This is a genomic window from Escherichia sp. WS1368 (assembly GCF_046487485.1).
Lineage (GTDB): Bacteria > Pseudomonadota > Gammaproteobacteria > Enterobacterales > Enterobacteriaceae > Escherichia > Escherichia coli.
The window spans coordinates 63698-80780 of sequence record NZ_JBJQJI010000016.1 but is presented as its reverse complement, the minus strand read 5'-3'; the positions used below and the strand labels follow the sequence as shown (position 1 = coordinate 80780).

Annotated in this window: 16 protein-coding genes; 12 read left to right on the top strand and 4 right to left on the bottom strand. The window is 52.0% G+C overall.

All coding sequences use genetic code 11. The features are described from left to right. Nucleotides 1-5: 5 nt before the first annotated feature. A complete protein-coding gene (ilvC, locus tag ACJHYD_RS20630; RefSeq protein WP_000024951.1) occupies nt 6-1481 on the top strand; it encodes a ketol-acid reductoisomerase in 1476 nt (491 codons plus the stop codon). Between the two features lie 45 nt (nt 1482-1526). On the opposite strand, the gene ppiC is transcribed toward ilvC, so the two are convergent. Both ppiC and ACJHYD_RS20620 read right to left on the bottom strand, forming a co-directional pair. Next, complete coding sequence (gene ppiC / locus ACJHYD_RS20625; RefSeq protein WP_001140258.1) at nt 1527-1808, bottom strand: peptidylprolyl isomerase PpiC; 282 nt, start codon at nt 1806-1808, stop codon at nt 1527-1529. 151 nt (nt 1809-1959) lie between these two features. Then, nucleotides 1960-2409, bottom strand: coding sequence for a type II toxin-antitoxin system PemK/MazF family toxin (locus tag ACJHYD_RS20620; protein ID WP_000996698.1), 450 nt, complete (start codon nt 2407-2409; stop codon nt 1960-1962). Between the two features lie 217 nt (nt 2410-2626). On the opposite strand from ACJHYD_RS20620, the gene rep reads away from it, so the two are divergent. After that, nucleotides 2627-4648: a DNA helicase Rep gene (rep, locus tag ACJHYD_RS20615; RefSeq protein ID WP_001238886.1), complete on the top strand. Its 2022-nt coding sequence runs from the start codon at nt 2627-2629 to the stop codon at nt 4646-4648. 46 nt (nt 4649-4694) lie between these two features. On the opposite strand, the gene gppA is transcribed toward rep, so the two are convergent. After that, on the bottom strand, nt 4695-6179 hold the full coding sequence (gene gppA, locus ACJHYD_RS20610) for a guanosine-5'-triphosphate,3'-diphosphate diphosphatase (protein ID WP_001366744.1): 1485 nt from the start codon (nt 6177-6179) through the stop codon (nt 4695-4697). A gap of 135 nt (nt 6180-6314) precedes the next feature. Beyond that, the gene (gene rhlB / locus ACJHYD_RS20605) at nt 6315-7580 is read right to left on the bottom strand and encodes an ATP-dependent RNA helicase RhlB (protein WP_000047499.1); all 1266 of its coding nucleotides are present in this window, start codon (nt 7578-7580) and stop codon (nt 6315-6317) included. Nucleotides 7581-7710: 130 nt separating this feature from the next. Between rhlB and trxA the strand changes: the two genes are divergently transcribed. The 10 genes from trxA (at nt 7711) to rffC (ending at nt 17079) form a co-directional block, all read left to right on the top strand. Further along, the gene (trxA, locus tag ACJHYD_RS20600) at nt 7711-8040 is read left to right on the top strand and encodes a thioredoxin TrxA (protein ID WP_001280776.1); all 330 of its coding nucleotides are present in this window, start codon (nt 7711-7713) and stop codon (nt 8038-8040) included. 140 nt (nt 8041-8180) lie between these two features. Further along, the gene (gene rhoL, locus ACJHYD_RS20595; RefSeq protein WP_001295255.1) at nt 8181-8282 is read left to right on the top strand and encodes a rho operon leader peptide RhoL; all 102 of its coding nucleotides are present in this window, start codon (nt 8181-8183) and stop codon (nt 8280-8282) included. An 84-nt stretch (nt 8283-8366) separates the two neighbouring features. Beyond that, nucleotides 8367-9626 (top strand): transcription termination factor Rho, encoded by a 1260-nt coding sequence (rho, locus tag ACJHYD_RS20590; protein ID WP_001054527.1) that lies wholly within the window; start codon nt 8367-8369, stop codon nt 9624-9626. Nucleotides 9627-9853: 227 nt separating this feature from the next. Next, nucleotides 9854-10957, top strand: coding sequence for a UDP-N-acetylglucosamine--undecaprenyl-phosphate N-acetylglucosaminephosphotransferase (wecA, locus tag ACJHYD_RS20585; protein ID WP_001050960.1), 1104 nt, complete (start codon nt 9854-9856; stop codon nt 10955-10957). Between the two features lie 11 nt (nt 10958-10968). Next, nucleotides 10969-12015 (top strand): ECA polysaccharide chain length modulation protein, encoded by a 1047-nt coding sequence (wzzE, locus tag ACJHYD_RS20580; protein ID WP_001314258.1) that lies wholly within the window; start codon nt 10969-10971, stop codon nt 12013-12015. 55 nt (nt 12016-12070) lie between these two features. Further along, nucleotides 12071-13201, top strand: coding sequence for a non-hydrolyzing UDP-N-acetylglucosamine 2-epimerase (gene wecB, locus ACJHYD_RS20575; protein WP_001551962.1), 1131 nt, complete (start codon nt 12071-12073; stop codon nt 13199-13201). Further along, the gene (wecC, locus tag ACJHYD_RS20570) at nt 13198-14460 is read left to right on the top strand and encodes a UDP-N-acetyl-D-mannosamine dehydrogenase (RefSeq protein WP_001551963.1); all 1263 of its coding nucleotides are present in this window, start codon (nt 13198-13200) and stop codon (nt 14458-14460) included. Before wecB ends, wecC begins: the two co-directional genes overlap by 4 nt. Then, a complete protein-coding gene (gene rffG, locus ACJHYD_RS20565) occupies nt 14460-15527 on the top strand; it encodes a dTDP-glucose 4,6-dehydratase (protein ID WP_001551965.1) in 1068 nt (355 codons plus the stop codon). Before wecC ends, rffG begins: the two co-directional genes overlap by 1 nt. 18 nt (nt 15528-15545) lie before the next feature. Next, entirely contained in the window at nt 15546-16427 is an 882-nt protein-coding gene (rfbA, locus tag ACJHYD_RS20560; protein WP_000676062.1) for a glucose-1-phosphate thymidylyltransferase RfbA, read from the top strand. Beyond that, nucleotides 16405-17079, top strand: a complete 675-nt coding sequence (gene rffC / locus ACJHYD_RS20555; protein WP_001145185.1) for a dTDP-4-amino-4,6-dideoxy-D-galactose acyltransferase — start codon at nt 16405-16407, stop codon at nt 17077-17079. Before rfbA ends, rffC begins: the two co-directional genes overlap by 23 nt. The last annotated feature ends 4 nt before the right edge of the window (nt 17080-17083 follow it).

Genomic DNA, 17083 nt, shown 5'->3' with positions numbered 1-17083 from the left:
TCACCATGGCTAACTACTTCAATACACTGAATCTGCGCCAGCAGCTGGCACAGCTGGGCAAATGTCGCTTTATGGGGCGCGATGAATTCGCCGATGGCGCGAGCTACCTTCAGGGTAAAAAAGTAGTCATCGTCGGCTGTGGCGCACAGGGTCTGAACCAGGGCCTGAACATGCGTGATTCTGGTCTCGATATCTCCTACGCTCTGCGTAAAGAAGCGATTGCCGAAAAGCGCGCATCCTGGCGTAAAGCGACCGAAAACGGTTTTAAAGTTGGTACTTACGAAGAACTGATCCCGCAGGCGGATCTGGTGGTTAACCTGACGCCGGACAAGCAGCACTCTGATGTAGTGCGCACCGTACAGCCACTGATGAAAGACGGCGCGGCGCTGGGTTACTCGCACGGTTTCAACATCGTCGAAGTGGGCGAGCAGATCCGTAAAGACATCACCGTAGTCATGGTTGCGCCGAAATGCCCAGGCACCGAAGTACGTGAAGAGTACAAACGTGGATTCGGCGTACCGACGCTGATTGCCGTTCACCCTGAAAACGATCCGAAAGGCGAAGGTATGGCGATCGCTAAAGCATGGGCGGCAGCAACCGGTGGTCACCGTGCGGGCGTGCTGGAATCGTCCTTCGTTGCGGAAGTGAAATCTGACCTGATGGGCGAGCAAACCATTCTGTGCGGTATGTTGCAGGCTGGCTCGCTGCTGTGCTTCGACAAGCTGGTGGAAGAAGGCACCGATCCGGCATACGCAGAAAAACTGATTCAGTTCGGTTGGGAAACCATCACCGAAGCGCTGAAACAGGGCGGCATCACCCTGATGATGGACCGTCTCTCTAACCCGGCGAAACTGCGTGCTTACGCGCTGTCTGAACAGCTGAAAGAGATCATGGCACCGCTGTTCCAGAAACATATGGACGATATCATCTCCGGCGAATTCTCCTCCGGCATGATGGCGGACTGGGCCAACGATGATAAGAAACTGCTGACCTGGCGTGAAGAAACCGGCAAAACCGCGTTTGAAACCGCGCCGCAGTATGAAGGCAAAATCGGCGAGCAGGAGTACTTCGATAAAGGCGTACTGATGATCGCGATGGTAAAAGCGGGCGTTGAGCTGGCGTTTGAAACCATGGTTGATTCCGGCATCATCGAAGAGTCTGCTTACTATGAATCACTGCACGAACTGCCGCTGATTGCCAACACCATCGCCCGTAAGCGTCTGTATGAAATGAACGTGGTTATTTCTGATACCGCTGAATACGGTAACTATCTGTTCTCTTACGCTTGTGTGCCGCTGCTGAAACCGTTTATGGCAGAGCTGCAACCGGGCGACCTGGGTAAAGCTATTCCGGAAGGTGCGGTAGATAACGCGCAGTTGCGTGATGTGAACGAAGCGATTCGCAGTCATGCGATTGAGCAGGTAGGTAAGAAACTGCGCGGCTATATGACGGATATGAAACGTATTGCTGTTGCAGGTTAAGTGCGATTCAGAGTTCAAGGCCTTCTCCCGGAGAAGGCCTTGCTGTTAGTTACGGTAAAGCACCTTAATGATGTGATACCCGAACTGGGTATGCAGCGGACCGGTTGGCTCCAGTACCGGACAAGAGAAAACCACTTTATCGAACGCCGGAACCATCTGGCCCTGGCGGAATTCACCTAAATCACCACCGCGTTTACCTGACGGGCAAATGGAGTGTTTCTTCGCCAGCTTGCCGAAATCGGCACCGTTCTTAATCTGCTCGAGAAGTTCCAGAGCCAGTTTCTCTTCTTTTACAAGGATATGCAGTGCTGCTGCTGTTTTTGCCATGATCGTGCCTTGAATTAAACATTGTCAGTCAGGGAGGGGGGACATATATGGCAAAAGCCCGGAAAATCCGGGCTTCGCAGGTCCCTCAAGGGGAGAAAACTTAGGGCCTCTATGGGCTACAGAGTCATTATCGGGTATGGTGATTTTATTGTCAATTTATGAGCGATATGGCATTGATTGACTTGATGACTGCCCTCTGTATGTCTGCAACCAACTCATGTGGCAAACATTGATTAAGATACCCCCGATAAGTCCTTGCTCTGTTTAATCGGTTTCGACTGACTTGTTGTACCAGGTCGGCTTTAGCCCAACGTATCTGCTGATCAAAGAATTGCAGGTCATTGATAACATTACTGGCTATTTCAACATGCATTCCACGATTTAACTTGTCATGGTCGCGAGTGGTTGATAATGGAACGACGATACATGCGTTGCCATTAATTTTTCCGTTGAGCACGACAACCAACCTATTTTTTATCATCTCAGGTGGAATGCGGCCATCGTAATACGTCGTGCTGAACTGTCCATTCTGGCTAACAGGATAGTTACCAAAGTTGCATTCCAGTATTTCACCAACCTTGGGGCTGAAATTAATCGCCACGAGTAAACCTCTCCTTAGTAAACTCTGAAAAAGTAATAACACAACGTTACGACCCGATATTTTCTAAGTCTAATGGATTCATGATGAACTCCGGTTTCGGCCTTCCCTCTCTGATTTAAACATCCGCAGCCATCCGGTTAGCGGTTTTCACTCGGTCACATTCAAATGCGATTCTGCTACAATCCTCCCCCCCGTTCGAAGATTGAGCAATACACCTATGCGTCTAAACCCCGGCCAACAACAAGCTGTCGAATTCGTTACCGGCCCCTGCCTGGTGCTGGCAGGCGCGGGTTCCGGTAAAACTCGTGTCATCACCAATAAAATCGCCCATCTGATCCGCGGTTGCGGTTATCAGGCGCGACATATCGCGGCGGTGACCTTTACCAATAAGGCGGCGCGCGAGATGAAAGAGCGTGTCGGGCAGACGTTGGGTCGCAAAGAGGCGCGTGGGCTGATGATCTCCACCTTCCACACACTGGGGCTGGATATCATCAAACGCGAGTATGCGGCGCTTGGGATGAAAGCAAACTTCTCGTTGTTTGACGATACCGATCAGCTTGCTTTGCTTAAAGAGCTGACCGAGGGGCTGATTGAAGATGACAAAGTCCTCCTGCAACAGCTGATTTCGACCATCTCTAACTGGAAGAACGATCTCAAAACACCGTCCCAGGCGGCAGCCAGTGCGATTGGCGAGCGGGACCGTATTTTTGCCCATTGTTATGGGCTGTATGATGCACACCTGAAAGCCTGTAACGTTCTCGATTTCGATGATCTGATTTTATTGCCGACGTTACTGCTGCAACGCAATGAAGAAGTCCGCGAGCGCTGGCAGAACAAAATTCGCTACCTGCTGGTGGATGAGTATCAGGACACCAACACCAGCCAGTATGAACTGGTGAAACTGCTGGTGGGCAGCCGCGCGCGCTTTACCGTAGTTGGCGATGACGACCAGTCGATCTACTCCTGGCGCGGTGCACGTCCGCAAAACCTGGTGCTGCTGAGTCAGGATTTCCCGGCACTGAAGGTGATTAAGCTTGAGCAGAACTACCGCTCTTCCGGACGTATTCTGAAAGCGGCGAACATCCTCATTGCCAATAACCCGCACGTCTTTGAAAAGCGTCTGTTCTCCGAACTGGGCTATGGCGCGGAGCTAAAAGTTTTAAGCGCGAATAACGAAGAACATGAAGCCGAGAGAGTCACCGGCGAGCTGATCGCGCATCACTTCGTCAATAAAACGCAGTACAAAGATTATGCCATTCTTTATCGCGGCAACCATCAGTCGCGGGTATTTGAAAAATTCCTGATGCAAAACCGCATCCCGTACAAAATATCTGGTGGTACGTCGTTTTTCTCTCGTCCTGAAATCAAGGACTTGCTGGCTTATCTGCGCGTGCTGACTAACCCGGACGATGACAGCGCATTTCTGCGTATCGTTAACACGCCGAAGCGAGAGATTGGCCCGGCGACGCTGAAAAAGCTGGGTGAGTGGGCGATGACGCGCAATAAAAGCATGTTTACCGCCAGCTTTGATATGGGCCTGAGTCAGACGCTTAGCGGACGTGGTTATGAAGCATTGACCCGCTTCACTCACTGGTTGGCAGAAATCCAGCGCCTGGCGGAGCGGGAGCCGATTGCCGCGGTGCGTGATCTGATCCACGGCATGGATTATGAATCCTGGCTGTACGAAACATCGCCCAGCCCGAAAGCTGCCGAAATGCGCATGAAGAACGTCAACCAACTGTTTAGCTGGATGACGGAGATGCTGGAAGGCAGCGAACTGGATGAGCCGATGACGCTCACCCAGGTGGTGACGCGCTTTACTTTGCGCGACATGATGGAGCGCGGCGAGAGCGAGGAAGAGCTGGATCAGGTACAACTGATGACTCTGCACGCGTCGAAAGGGCTGGAGTTTCCTTATGTCTACATGGTCGGTATGGAAGAGGGTTTTTTGCCGCACCAGAGCAGCATCGATGAAGATAATATCGATGAGGAGCGGCGGCTGGCCTATGTCGGCATTACTCGTGCCCAGAAGGAATTGACCTTTACGCTGTGTAAAGAACGCCGTCAGTACGGCGAACTGGTGCGCCCGGAACCAAGCCGATTCTTATTGGAGCTGCCGCAGGATGATTTGATTTGGGAACAGGAGCGTAAAGTGGTCAGCGCCGAAGAACGGATGCAGAAAGGGCAAAGCCATCTGGCGAATCTGAAAGCGATGATGGCGGCAAAACGAGGGAAATAATCAAGGCCGGAAAAGATGCGTCAGCATCGCATCCGACACTTACTCATTAATGCACTTCCAGCGGCCAGTGGACATAGCTCTGCCACTGGCTTTCCTGATCAATAATCTCTTTACCCAGCGGATGTTGGGTTAACCAACCTTGCGGAAGCGTCAAGGTCAACAGTTCATGGTTAGCCTGTAATGTCATCTCTGGCACGAGATCGTCACGACGACGGCTGGCAAAAATGATGGCCAGGCGGAGTAAACGGCAGAGTTGTTCTGCGACGCGCGGCGGTACGGCATTTTGCTGATGCAGCGATGAGAGATCGACCGGATTCGTCTGGTTGAGCAGTAGCGTCGCCAGCAATTTTTTCTGTGCGGGGGTAAAACCGGGAAGATCCAGATTACGTACCAGATAAGCAGCGTGTTGCGGCGCTTGTTTGAAGTCAACGCTCAGGCCGATTTCATGAAGCTGGCAGGCGCTGATGAGCAAATCGCGGCTTATTGCTTCAAGATGCCATTCATTTTCCACCTGATCGAAGAAGTTAGCCGCAACTTTGGCTACGCGCTGTGCCTGATCAATATCGATCATAAAGCGGCGCTGAATATTACGCAGCGTACGGCTGCGAATATCCTGCTCGACGGTAAGATGCAACATACCGTAGACCAGGCCTTCACGCAGCGCACCGCCCGCCAGGGTCATACACTGAATATTCAGTTCGGTAAAAATGGCTATCAGGATCGCCAGACCACTCGGGAACACTAACGCACGTTCCAGCGTCAGCCCGTCAATCTCTAGCTCTTCCAGCCGACCGCAATGAATGGCGCGTTGTTTCAGTTGCTGCAACTTTTCCAGGGTAATGCGTTCATCCATCCCCTGTGCCATCATGATTTCCTGTAACGCCTGCACGGTGCCGGAAGCGCCAACGCACACTTTCCAGCCGTGATACCGTAATTCATCGGCAACCGGACGTAACACTTCGCGTGCCGCTTTTTCTGCAGCATCAAAATTTTCCTGCGCCAGATTACGATCGGCAAAATAGCGTTCCAGCCAGGTGACGCAGCCCATCGACAGGCTGAACAACGAGGTGGTTTGTGCACCCGTGCCGGTTACCAGTTCAGTACTGGCACCGCCTATATCCACCACCAGGCGCTGATCGGCACCGCCTGTTGTGTGGGCCACCCCCTGATAAATCAGGCGGGCTTCTTCTTCACCGCTGATGACTTGTACCGGGCAGCCAAGGATTTCCTGTGCTTTGGCGATAAAATCACCCGCATTGACGGCTAGTCGTAATGTCGCCGTAGCGACAACGCGAATTTGCGAGGGAGGGATATCTTGCAGACGTTCAGCAAACAGGCGCAAACATTGCCAACCGCGCTCCATTGCTTCATTAGACAGGGCATTTTCGCTGTTCAGGCCAGCAGCCAGACGCACTTTGCGTTTAATTCGCGTCAGCGTCTGGATGCTTCCAGCCACCTCGCGCACAACCAGCATATGAAAACTATTCGAACCGAGATCAATGGCTGCATACAGCGACGAGGTGGAACCCATACTCTTCATCCTTCAATCTGTCTCTGTGTTGGCTGCATTCTTTCACCTGAATCACTTACTACAGTAAGCTCATCGGGGTTCATTCTCTTGCCATCTTGATACAGTTTGAATGATTTTGAGTATGACATTTTTTATTTAACCTGAACGACGACGATTACGCGGAGCGCCAGTACGACGCGGACCATTGCCTGTACGCGGGCGCGTGAGGCGCAGCGGTTTAGGCAGATCGGTCATCAATGCGTCCGGATTGTATTTGCTTACCGGAATTGAGTGACCAATATAGGTCTCAATAGCAGGCAAATTCAATGCATACTCTTCACATGCCAGGCTGATGGAATGACCACTTGCGCCTGCACGACCTGTACGACCAATACGGTGAACGTAATCTTCACAGTCATCGGGTAAATCGTAGTTAAAGACGTGCGTCACAGCCGGGATATGCAGGCCACGCGCGGCAACGTCGGTGGCAACCAGAATATCCAGATCCCCACGGGTAAATTCATCAAGAATACGCAGACGTTTTTTCTGCGCGACATCACCTGTCAACAAACCGACACGATGACCATCTGCCGCCAGGTGGCCCCAGATCTCTTCACAACGGTGTTTGGTGTTGGCGAAAATAATCGCTCTGTCTGGCCACTCTTCTTCGATCAGCGTTTGCAGCAAACGCATTTTTTCTTCGTTAGAAGGGTAGAAAAGCTCTTCTTTAATACGGTGGCCCGTTTTCTGTTCCGGTTCCACTTCAATATATTCGGCATTGTTCATCTGCTCGAACGCCAGTTCACGTACCCGGTACGAAAGCGTGGCGGAGAACAGCATGTTGAGGCGCTGGTTTGCAGGCGGCATACGGCGGAACAGCCAGCGGATATCTTTAATAAAGCCCAGATCGTACATACGATCGGCTTCGTCCAGTACCACTACCTGAATGGCACCGAGGTTAATGTGGTTCTGCTTGGCGTAGTCAATTAAACGCCCCGTGGTGCCAATCAGAATGTCAACGCCGCTTTCCAGCACTTTCAGCTGTTTGTCGTAGCCATCACCACCGTAAGCCAGACCCAGCTTCAGGCCGGTAGCTTCCGCCAGCGGTTCCGCGTCGGCGTGGATCTGCACGGCAAGTTCACGCGTCGGTGCCATAATTAAGGCACGCGGTTGATTCACCTTGCGATCGGCAATCGCGGGATGAGAGAGAAGATAATGAAACGTTGACGTAAGAAACGCCATCGTTTTCCCGGTACCGGTTTGCGCCTGCCCGGCTACGTCACGACCCGCCAGCGTCAGCGGAAGGGCCAGTGCCTGAATGGGCGTACAGTTATGAAACCCTTTTTTTTCAAGGGCTTCTACAACCTTCGGATGCAGGGCGAAGTCGGAAAACTTCTGTTCTGTTAAATGTGTTTTGCTCATAGTGTGGTAGAATATCAGCTTACTATTGCTTTACGAAAGCGTATCCGGTGAAATAAAGTCAACCTTTAGTTGGTTAATGTTACACCAACAACGAAACCAACACGCCAGGCTTATTCCTGTGGAGTTATATATGAGCGATAAAATTATTCACCTGACTGACGACAGTTTTGACACGGATGTACTCAAAGCGGACGGGGCGATCCTCGTCGATTTCTGGGCAGAGTGGTGCGGTCCGTGCAAAATGATCGCCCCGATTCTGGATGAAATCGCTGACGAATATCAGGGCAAACTGACCGTTGCAAAACTGAACATCGATCAAAACCCTGGCACTGCGCCGAAATATGGCATCCGTGGTATCCCGACTCTGCTGCTGTTCAAAAACGGTGAAGTGGCGGCAACCAAAGTGGGCGCACTGTCTAAAGGTCAGTTGAAAGAGTTCCTCGACGCTAACCTGGCGTAAGGGAATTTCATGTTCGGGTGCCCCGTCGCTAAAAACTGGACGCCCGGCGTGAGTCATGCTAACTTAGTGTTGACTTCGTATTAAACATACCTTATTAAGTTTGAATCTTGTAATTTCCAACGCTTCCCGTTTTATCTTAAATGCGAAGTGAACAGATTTCTGGCTCGTCACTCAATCCGTCTTGTCGTTTCAGTTCTGCGTACTCTCCTGTGACCAGGCAGCGAAAAGACATGAGTCGATGACCGTAAACAGGCATGGATGATCCTGCCATACCATTCACAACATTAAGTTCGAGATTTACCCCAAGTTTAAGAACTCACACCACTATGAATCTTACCGAATTAAAGAATACGCCGGTTTCTGAGCTGATCACTCTCGGCGAAAATATGGGGCTGGAAAACCTGGCTCGTATGCGTAAGCAGGACATTATTTTTGCCATCCTGAAGCAGCACGCAAAGAGTGGCGAAGATATCTTTGGTGATGGCGTACTGGAGATATTGCAGGATGGATTTGGTTTTCTCCGTTCCGCAGACAGCTCCTACCTCGCCGGTCCTGATGACATCTACGTTTCCCCTAGCCAAATCCGCCGTTTCAACCTCCGCACTGGTGATACCATCTCTGGTAAGATTCGCCCGCCGAAAGAAGGTGAACGCTATTTTGCGCTGCTGAAAGTTAACGAAGTTAACTTCGACAAACCTGAAAACGCCCGCAACAAAATCCTCTTTGAGAACTTAACCCCGCTGCACGCAAACTCTCGTCTGCGTATGGAACGTGGTAACGGTTCTACTGAAGATTTAACTGCTCGCGTACTGGATCTGGCATCACCTATCGGTCGTGGTCAGCGTGGTCTGATTGTGGCACCGCCGAAAGCCGGTAAAACCATGCTGCTGCAGAACATTGCTCAGAGCATTGCTTACAACCACCCGGATTGTGTGTTGATGGTTCTGCTGATCGACGAACGTCCGGAAGAAGTAACCGAGATGCAGCGTCTGGTAAAAGGTGAAGTTGTTGCTTCCACCTTTGATGAGCCCGCATCTCGCCACGTTCAGGTTGCGGAAATGGTGATCGAGAAGGCGAAACGCCTGGTTGAGCACAAGAAAGACGTTATCATCCTGCTCGACTCCATCACTCGTCTGGCGCGCGCTTACAACACCGTTGTTCCGGCGTCAGGTAAAGTGCTGACCGGTGGTGTGGATGCCAACGCCCTGCATCGTCCGAAACGCTTCTTCGGTGCGGCGCGTAACGTGGAAGAGGGCGGCAGCCTGACCATCATCGCTACCGCGCTTATCGATACCGGTTCCAAGATGGACGAAGTTATCTACGAAGAGTTTAAAGGTACAGGCAACATGGAACTGCACCTCTCTCGTAAGATCGCTGAAAAACGCGTCTTCCCGGCAATCGACTACAACCGTTCCGGTACCCGTAAAGAAGAGCTGCTCACTACTCAGGAAGAACTGCAGAAAATGTGGATCCTGCGCAAAATCATTCACCCGATGGGCGAAATCGATGCAATGGAATTCCTCATTAATAAACTGGCAATGACCAAGACCAATGACGATTTCTTCGAAATGATGAAACGCTCATAAATTTGTCTTATGCCAAAAACGCCACGTGTTTACGTGGCGTTTTGTTTTTATATCTGTAATCTTAACGGCGTTATAACAAATACGAGTTATGTTTGTTTATTGCGCATAACACGAATCACGTGGTTGTTTTTTGCACAAGGTTGGTGGGTTCAGAGCAGAGTTTCCCTTCTGAATAATGGTCTTCGTGGTTATACTTCTGCTAATAATTTTCTCTGAGAGCATGCATTGTGAATTTACTGACAGTGAGTACTGATCTCATCAGTATTTTTTTATTCACGACACTGTTTCTGTTTTTTGCCCGTAAGGTGGCAAAAAAAGTCGGTTTAGTGGATAAACCTAACTTCCGCAAACGTCACCAGGGATTGATACCTCTCGTTGGGGGGATTTCGGTTTACGCAGGGATTTGCTTCACGTTCGGAATTGTCGATTACTATATTCCGCATGCATCTCTCTATCTCGCTTGTGCCGGTGTGCTTGTTTTCATTGGCGCGCTGGATGACCGTTTTGATATCAGCGTAAAAATCCGTGCCACCATACAGGCCGCTGTTGGCATTGTTATGATGGTGTTCGGCAAACTTTATCTCAGTAGCCTGGGTTATATCTTTGGCTCCTGGGAGATGGTGCTCGGACCGTTTGGCTACTTCCTGACGCTATTTGCCGTCTGGGCGGCCATTAATGCGTTCAACATGGTTGATGGCATTGATGGCTTGCTGGGCGGGTTGTCCTGCGTCTCGTTTGCAGCAATCGGTATGATTTTGTGGTTCGACGGGCAAACCAGCCTCGCAATCTGGTGCTTCGCGATGATCGCCGCCATCCTGCCATACATCATGCTTAACCTTGGTATCCTGGGTCGCCGCTACAAAGTCTTTATGGGTGATGCGGGCAGTACGCTGATTGGTTTTACCGTTATCTGGATCCTGCTCGAAACGACCCAGGGCAAAACCCATCCCATCAGCCCGGTTACCGCTTTGTGGATAATCGCCATTCCGCTAATGGATATGGTGGCGATTATGTACCGTCGCCTGCGTAAAGGCATGAGCCCATTCTCTCCTGACCGTCAGCATATTCACCATTTGATCATGCGTGCCGGGTTTACTTCCCGCCAGGCGTTTGTGCTGATTACCCTTGCCGCAGCTCTGCTCGCCTCCATTGGGGTGCTGGCAGAATATTCTCATTTTGTCCCGGAGTGGGTCATGCTGGTGCTCTTTTTGCTAGCATTCTTCCTCTATGGATATTGCATTAAGCGTGCCTGGAAAGTTGCTCGCTTTATTAAGCGCGTAAAACGCAGACTGCGTAGAAATCGTGGTGGCAGCCCCAATTTAACCAAATAAATGAGGATGTGATGACACAACCAATGCCTGGGAAACCGGCCGAAGACGCTGAAAATGAACTGGATATTCGTGGGTTGTTTCGTACCTTGTGGGCTGGGAAGCTATGGATTATTGGCATGGGGCTGGCGTTTGCGTTAATCGCGCTGGCGTATACGTTTTTTGCTCGTCAGGAGTGGAGCTCGACGGCGATTACCGATCGTCCAACGGTGAATATGCTGGGGGGATATTACTCACAGCAGCAATTTTTGCGTAACCTGGATGTCCGTTCAAACATGGCTTCTGCCGACCAACCATCGGTCATGGACGAAGCCTATAAAGAGTTTGTTATGCAACTGGCCTCGTGGGATACCCGCAGAGAGTTCTGGCTGCAAACCGACTATTACAAGCAGCGGATGGTGGGCAACAGTAAAGCCGATGCGGCGTTGCTGGATGAAATGATTAACAACATCGTGTTTATTCCCGGTGACTTCACCCGCGCGGTTAATGACAGCGTTAAGCTGATTGCCGAAACCGCGCCTGACGCTAATAACCTGTTACGTCAGTATGTTGCTTTTGCCAGCCAGCGTGCAGCCAGCCATCTGAATGATGAGCTGAAAGGCGCATGGGCGGCGCGTACCATCCAGATGAAAGCACAGGTGAAGCGTCAGGAAGAGGTGGCGAAAGCCATCTACGACCGCCGGATGAACAGTATTGAACAGGCGCTGAAAATTGCTGAGCAGCATAATATTTCGCGCAGTGCGACAGATGTGCCTGCCGAGGAATTACCTGATTCAGAAATGTTCCTGCTTGGGCGTCCAATGCTCCAGGCTCGACTGGAAAATTTACAGGCCGTCGGTCCGGCCTTTGATCTCGACTATGATCAGAATCGGGCCATGTTAAACACCCTGAATGTTGGTCCAACCCTGGATCCGCGTTTTCAGACCTATCGCTATTTGCGTACGCCGGAAGAACCGGTAAAACGCGATAGCCCACGTCGTGCCTTCCTGATGATTATGTGGGGCATTGTCGGGGGGCTGATCGGGGCTGGTGTCGCATTAACCCGCCGTTGCTCGAAATAGCAACACTGCTGCGGTGAGCGCAAAGGCGCTCGCCGCTTATTCGAAGAGAATCGATGTGAAAGTACTGACTGTATTTGGTACGCGCCCGGAAGCCATCAAGATGGCTCCGTTGGTGCATGCGTTGGCAAAAGATCCTTTTTTTGAGGCTAAAGTTTGCGTCACTGCGCAGCATCGGGAGATGCTCGATCAGGTGCTGAAACTCTTTTCCATTGTACCTGACTACGATCTCAACATAATGCAGCCAGGACAGGGCCTGACAGAGATAACCTGTCGGATTCTGGAAGGGCTAAAACCAATTCTAGCCGAGTTCAAACCAGACGTCGTGCTGGTTCACGGCGATACTACTACAACGCTGGCAACCAGCCTGGCGGCGTTTTATCAGCGTATTCCTGTTGGTCACGTTGAGGCTGGTCTGCGCACGGGCGATCTCTATTCGCCGTGGCCGGAAGAGGCTAACCGTACATTGACCGGGCATCTGGCGATGTATCACTTCTCTCCAACCGAAACTTCCCGGCAAAACTTGCTGCGTGAAAATGTTGCTGACAGCCGAATCTTCATTACCGGTAATACAGTTATTGATGCACTGTTATGGGTGCGTGACCAGGTGATGAGCAGCGACACGCTGCGTTCAGAACTGGCGGCAAATTACCCGTTTATCGACCCCAATAAAAAAATGATTCTGGTGACCGGTCACAGGCGTGAGAGCTTCGGTCGTGGCTTTGAAGAAATCTGCCATGCGCTGGCAAACATCGCCACCACGCACCAGGACATCCAGATTGTCTATCCAGTGCATCTCAACCCGAACGTCAGAGAGCCGGTCAATCGCATTCTGGGGCATGTGAAAAATGTCATTCTGATCGATCCCCAGGAGTATTTACCGTTTGTCTGGCTGATGAACCACGCCTGGCTGATTTTGACCGACTCAGGCGGCATTCAGGAAGAAGCGCCTTCGCTGGGGAAACCGGTGCTGGTAATGCGCGATACCACTGAGCGTCCGGAAGCGGTGACGGCGGGTACGGTACGTCTGGTCGGCACGGATAAGCAGCGAATCGTCGAGGAAGTGACGCGTCTTTTAAAAGACGAAAACGAATATCAAGCTATGAGCCGCGCCCATAACCCGTATGGTGATGGTCAGGCATGCTCTCGCATTCTGGAAGCGTTAAAAAATAATCGGATATCACTATGAGTTTTGCGACCATTTCTGTTATCGGACTGGGTTACATCGGGCTGCCTACAGCAGCTGCGTTTGCCTCACGGCAAAAACAGGTGATTGGTGTCGATATCAACCAACACGCGGTTGATACCATCAATCGTGGCGAAATCCATATCGTCGAGCCTGATTTGGCGAGCGTCGTAAAAACTGCCGTAGAAGGCGGTTTTTTACGAGCGAGCACGACGCCAGTTGAAGCGGATGCCTGGCTGATTGCTGTACCCACGCCGTTTAAAGGCGATCATGAGCCAGATATGACCTACGTTGAATCGGCTGCTCGCTCCATTGCGCCAGTGCTGAAAAAAGGCGCGTTGGTGATCCTTGAATCCACCTCGCCGGTGGGGTCAACCGAGAAGATGGCAGAATGGTTAGCAGAGATGCGTCCAGATCTCACTTTCCCACAGCAGGTGGGCGAGCAGGCTGACGTCAATATTGCCTACTGCCCGGAACGCGTGTTGCCGGGACAGGTAATGGTCGAGCTGATTAAAAACGATCGCGTGATTGGCGGCATGACGCCGGTTTGCTCGGACCGCGCCAGCGAACTGTACAAGATTTTCCTCGAAGGTGAGTGTGTCGTCACTAACTCGCGGACGGCGGAAATGTGTAAGCTCACCGAAAACAGCTTCCGCGATGTGAATATCGCTTTTGCTAATGAATTGTCGCTGATTTGTGCCGATCAGGGGATTAACGTCTGGGAACTGATTCGCCTGGCGAATCGTCACCCTCGCGTCAATATTCTTCAGCCTGGCCCTGGCGTGGGCGGTCACTGCATCGCTGTTGATCCGTGGTTTATTGTGGCACAGAACCCGCAGCAGGCGCGGCTTATCCGTACCGCGCGCGAAGTGAACGATCACAAACCGTTCTGGGTTATCGATCAGGTGAAAGCGGCGGTGGCTGATTGTCTGGCGGCTACCGATAAACGCGCCAGTGAACTGAAAATCGCCTGCTTTGGTCTGGCGTTTAAACCGAATATTGATGACCTGCGCGAAAGCCCGGCGATGGAAATCGCTGAACTGATCGCCCAGTGGCACAGCGGCGAAACGCTGGTTGTTGAGCCTAACATCCACCAGTTGCCGAAGAAACTGACCGGGCTTTGTACTCTGGCGCAGCTTGACGAGGCGCTGGCAACGGCAGATGTGCTGGTGATGCTGGTCGATCATAGTCAGTTCAAAGTTATCAATGGCGACAACGTCCATCAGCAGTATGTCGTCGATGCCAAAGGAGTCTGGCGCTGATGAGAAAGATTCTGATAACAGGTGGTGCCGGGTTTATTGGCTCGGCGCTGGTGCGTTATATCATCAACGAAACGAGCGATGCGGTGGTAGTGGTCGATAAGCTGACCTACGCCGGAAACCTGATGTCGCTGGCACCGGTCGCGCAAAGCGAGCGCTTTGCCTTTGAGAAAGTTGATATCTGCGATCGGGCAGAACTGGCGCGCGTATTCACTGAGCATCAGCCAGCCTGTGTCATGCATCTGGCAGCCGAAAGCCATGTTGACCGTTCTATTGACGGCCCGGCAGCGTTTGTTGAAACCAACATTGTCGGGACTTATACATTGCTTGAAGCGGCGCGGGCTTACTGGAATGCGCTGACGGAAGATAAAAAATCAGCGTTCCGTTTTCATCACATCTCCACTGACGAAGTATATGGTGACCTGCACTCGACGGATGATTTCTTCACCGAAACCACGCCGTATGCGCCGAGCAGCCCCTATTCCGCTTCAAAAGCCAGCAGCGACCACCTGGTGCGCGCCTGGCTGCGGACCTATGGTCTGCCGACGCTTATCACCAACTGCTCGAATAACTACGGTCCTTACCACTTTCCGGAAAAACTGATCCCGCTGATGATCCTCAACGCGCTGGCGGGTAAACCGCTGCCGGTATATGGCAACGGGCAGCAAATCCGTGACTGGCTGTATGTGGAAGATCACGCCCGCGCGCTGTATTGCGTGGCGACCACCGGGAAAGTCGGTGAAACCTATAATATTGGTGGTCACAACGAGCGTAAGAATCTCGATGTTGTGGAAACCATTTGCGAGCTGCTGGAAGAACTGGCTCCGAACAAGCCGCACGGCGTGGCGCACTATCATGACCTGATCACCTTTGTCGCTGACCGTCCGGGGCATGATCTGCGTTATGCCATTGATGCTTCGAAAATTGCCCGTGAACTTGGCTGGCTGCCGCAGGAAACCTTTGAAAGTGGAATGCGTAAAACGGTGCAGTGGTATCTGGCTAATGAAAGCTGGTGGAAGCAGGTGCAGGACGGCAGCTATCAGGGCGAGCGTTTAGGTCTGAAAGGCTAATTTTCAGCGGAGGCAAACATGAAAGGTATTATCCTGGCGGGCGGTTCCGGCACCCGATTGCATCCGATTACGCGCGGCGTATCGAAGCAACTGTTGCCGATTTACGATAAGCCAATGATTTACTATCCGCTGTCGGTGCTGATGCTGGCCGGTATCCGCGAAATTCTCATCATCACTACGCCGGAAGATAAAGGTTATTTCCAGCGCCTGCTGGGCGATGGTAGTGAGTTCGGTATCCAGCTGGAATATGCCGAACAGCCCAGTCCGGACGGTCTGGCGCAGGCCTTTATCATCGGTGAAACCTTCCTCAACGGTGAACCTTCTTGTCTGGTGCTGGGCGATAACATCTTCTTCGGACAGGGCTTCAGTCCGAAGTTGCGTCATGTTGCGGCGCGCACGCAAGGCGCGACGGTATTTGGCTATCAGGTGATGGATCCGGAACGCTTTGGCGTCGTGGAGTTTGACGACAATTTCCGCGCTATCTCGCTGGAAGAAAAGCCAAAACAGCCGAAGTCAAACTGGGCGGTGACCGGGCTTTATTTCTACGACAGTAAAGTCGTGGAGTACGCAAAGCTGGTGAAGCCGTCGGAGCGTGGTGAACTGGAGATTACCTCCATCAACCAGATGTACCTCGAGGCGGGCAACCTGACCGTTGAACTGCTCGGGCGCGGATTTGCCTGGCTGGATACTGGCACTCACGACAGCCTGATTGAAGCCAGCACCTTTGTACAGACGGTGGAAAAACGCCAGGGCTTTAAGATTGCCTGCCTGGAAGAGATCGCCTGGCGTAACGGCTGGCTTGATGACGAAGGCGTGAAGCGCGCCGCCAGCTCGCTGGCGAAAACTGGCTACGGCCAATATCTGCTGGAGTTACTTCGTGCCCGTCCGCGCCAGTATTGAGCCACTAACCTGGGAAAACGCCTTCTTTGGTGTTAACAGCGCCATCGTGCGCATCACGTCTGAAGCACCGCTCCTGACGCCAGACGCGTTAGCGCCGTGGTCACGGGTGCAGGCCAAAATTGCGGCATCAAATACGGGTGAACTGGATGCCCTGCAACAGCTGGGATTCTCCCTGGTAGAAGGTGAAGTTGATTTGGCGCTACCCGTGAACAATGTCGGTGATAGCGGCGCAGAAGTGGCACAAGAGACAGATATTCCCGCATTACGTCAGTTAGCCAGCGCCGCATTTGCGCAAAGCCGTTTTCGTGCGCCGTGGTATGCGCCTGACGCCAGCGGTCGCTTTTATGCACAGTGGATTGAAAATGCCGTGCGCGGCACCTTTGATCATCAATGTCTGATTTTACGTGCGGCGTCCGGCGCTATTCGCGGCTATGTCTCTTTACGGGAACTCAATGCGACAGATGCGCGAATTGGCCTGCTGGCTGGACGCGGTGCAGGTGCTGAGCTGATGCAAACGGCGCTAAACTGGGCGTATGCTCGCGGTAAAACAACTTTGCGGGTGGCGACCCAAATGGGCAACACCGCCGCGCTAAAACGATACATACAAAGTGGTGCGAATGTAGAAAGCACCGCGTACTGGTTATACAGGTGATCAC